The organism is Rhizobacter sp., assembly GCF_031412075.1.
In the GTDB taxonomy this organism is placed as follows: Bacteria; Pseudomonadota; Gammaproteobacteria; order Burkholderiales; family Burkholderiaceae_C; genus Rhizobacter.
Window position 1 is genome coordinate 1 of the sequence record NZ_JANOCG010000684.1, and the last position, 2603, is coordinate 2603.

Consider the following 2603-nt stretch of genomic DNA (forward strand, 5'->3'; position numbering starts at 1 on the left):
AACCCGAAGCTCCACGTGATCACCCTGGCGACGGGCGTAGATGCGCACCGCGCCGGAGCGGGTGTAGCGAATCGCGTTGGACACCAGGTTGGCCAGCACGCGCGCCACCAGCGCGCGGTCGCTGCGCACCGCCAGCGGCCCTGCGTCCACGACCAGCTGCAGGCCCTTGGCACGGGCCAGCGCCTGGTAGGGCTGGCAGGTTTCGCGCAGCAGCTCGTCGAGCCCGAACACCGCACTTTGCGCTGTCATGTGGCCCACATCGAGGCGGGTGATCTCGAGCAGGTCGTCGACCACATTCGTCATGCCTTCCACGCACTCGACCAGGTGGCCTGACACCTCGGCCACGTCGACCGGCGAGGCCTTCGGGCCCTGCGCGTGCAGCGTCTGCGCGAGCAGGCCCATCGCATGCAAGGGCTGGCGCAGGTCATGGTTGGCCGCGGCGAAGAAACGGGTGCGTGCGGCATTGGCCTCTTCAGCGGCGCGGCGCGCGGCCTCGCTGCGCTGGTTCTCCAGGTGCAAGGCCTCGATCAGCTGCGACTGGTTGCGGCCGTTGAGCAGCGTGTACACGCCGATCAGGAAGATCATCATGGCCATCACGGCGTGGTACGAGCTGCCGACGAGCAGGTCACGCAGCACCAGCGGCCCCAACACGCACACCACATAAGCCACCAGCACACGGTAGAAGCCCGACAAGTGCACCGCCGACCCCATGGCGACCGCCGCCAGGGTGATGTGCAGGATCGACTCGGCCTCGGCGTTGCCCGGAGCCCTCAGCACCACGCTGAGCGCCCCCCATTGCAAGGCATGCACCAGCGTGCTGCCCAGGCCCCAACGCGCCCAGAGCCGTGGGTTTGCGCTCAGCACGTGGGGCCGCAGCGCCCACAGGCCCGCTACCACCCTCGCGAGGCTCACGCAGCCGAACAGCACCAGCCAGACGATCAACTCCCGGTCGACGGGCCCTTTGAAATACAACACACACGACACCACCGCACCCACGGTGCTCAGCACCGACACCATCGGGCTGACACGGAGCAAGCGTTCGAGCTGGCCGGGCTCGACCGAGTCGGGAATGAGCTGCAAGCGTCGCATCGCGTGCGCCATCTACAGCAGCCCCGCTTCACGCGCGCGCACCAGCAGGTGGGTGCGGTTGTTCGCGCCCAGCGCATCGAGCAGCGCCGTCACATGCAGCTTGACCGTGCGTTCGGCAATGCCCAGCTCGTCGGCGATGTGTTTGTTTTGCCGGCCACGTGCGATGAGTGACAGCACTTCGAGCTGGCGTGCCGTGGGGCCCGCGTCGCCGGCACCGCGTTGTGACAGCGCCGAAGCAGCGTCGCTGAAGTACTCGCCTCCGGCACACACCACCTGCAAGGCCTGCAGCACCTGGCCGATCGCCAGCGACTTGCCCAGAAAGGCGGCCGCGCCGGCGGCCCGCGCACGCGCCGCGAGCGCGGTGTCTTCATCGCCGGAGATCAGCACCCGCGCCACCAGCGGGTACTGCGTGCCGAAGCGACGCAGCCCGTCCAGGCCGTTGCCTTCGCCCAGGCGGTAGTCGATCAGCACCACGTCCAGCTCGCGGGTCTGCGCTGCCAGGGCCAGGCCCTCGTCCACGGTCAGCGCGGTCTGCACGTCGACACCAGCCTGGGCATGTGTCAACGCATGCGCAAAGCCCACGCCGAACAGCGGGTGGTCGTCTATCAGCAGCAACTTCATGCGGCCGATTCTCGCGCAGCGCTGCGCGAGCGAACCTGCCCTTTCGGGCAGTGGCCGGGTTGCCGTCAGGCCGCCTTGTCGGCCAGCGGGGCCAGTTTGCCCAGGTAATGGCGCACGCGGTCATCGCGCGCCAACTGGTGGAGCGAGCCGGCCTGCATCACGCGGCTGACACGCGATTCGTCCTTGTGCACGAACAGGTAGCGGTCGCAGACCTCGTTGAAGATGTCCAGGTGCACCGGCTCGTTGGGGTGCAGGCACAAGAACACCAACCGGCCTTCTGCGCGAAGCCGGCGAAAGAAGTCGAGCATGAAGCCGATGTAGCCGTCTTGGGTGTTGAACTGCGGCTCGTCGAACAGGTGCACCTGCGCGCGCTCGCTGGCCGCGTGTTCCAGCATGAAGGCCGGGTGGGTGCGCGTGAACGAGCGCACCTGGTAGGACTGGTGGTAGTGCAGCGCCAGGCGGTCGCGCTCCTTGTAACGCACACGGTGGATGTCTTGGCCGGCCACCAGCACACGCCCGTCGCTGGGCAGGTTGCTGCCGGTGATCAGCTCGAACATGGTGGTCTTGCCGGCGCCGTTGGCACCCATCACACCGACGATGGCGGGGCCTTCGATCTGGAAGTCGGCTTCCAGGCAAAAGGTGGTCACGCGGTTCGGCCAGCCGCGCTGGTAGCGCTTGACGAGGCCCTGGACTTGGAGAAGGGGTTGTGAACTCATGGCGTCAGATTCCAGACTCAGATACCGAGAAGGCGGCGTTGCAGATCGGGGTCTTGGCGCAGCGGTTCGGCCGGGCCTTCGTGCACCACCTTGCCGTGGCGCATCACGATCACGCGGTCGGCCACGCCGAGCGCGCAGGCCACGTTTTGTTCGACCAGCAGCACCGACACACCTTCG

General features: G+C 67.5%; 3 protein-coding genes. All 3 read right to left on the reverse strand.

The features are described from left to right. The coding region (locus tag RMO40_RS25375) for a histidine kinase dimerization/phospho-acceptor domain-containing protein (RefSeq protein WP_309726772.1) at positions 1-1089 on the reverse strand (1089 nt) is incomplete at its 3' end. Positions 1090-1101: 12 nt separating this feature from the next. Then, entirely contained in the window at positions 1102-1710 is a 609-nt protein-coding gene (locus tag RMO40_RS25380; protein WP_309726774.1) for a response regulator transcription factor, read from the reverse strand. 65 nt (positions 1711-1775) lie between these two features. Next, entirely contained in the window at positions 1776-2426 is a 651-nt protein-coding gene (locus RMO40_RS25385; protein ID WP_309726776.1) for an ATP-binding cassette domain-containing protein, read from the reverse strand. Positions 2427-2603 lie beyond the last annotated feature (177 nt).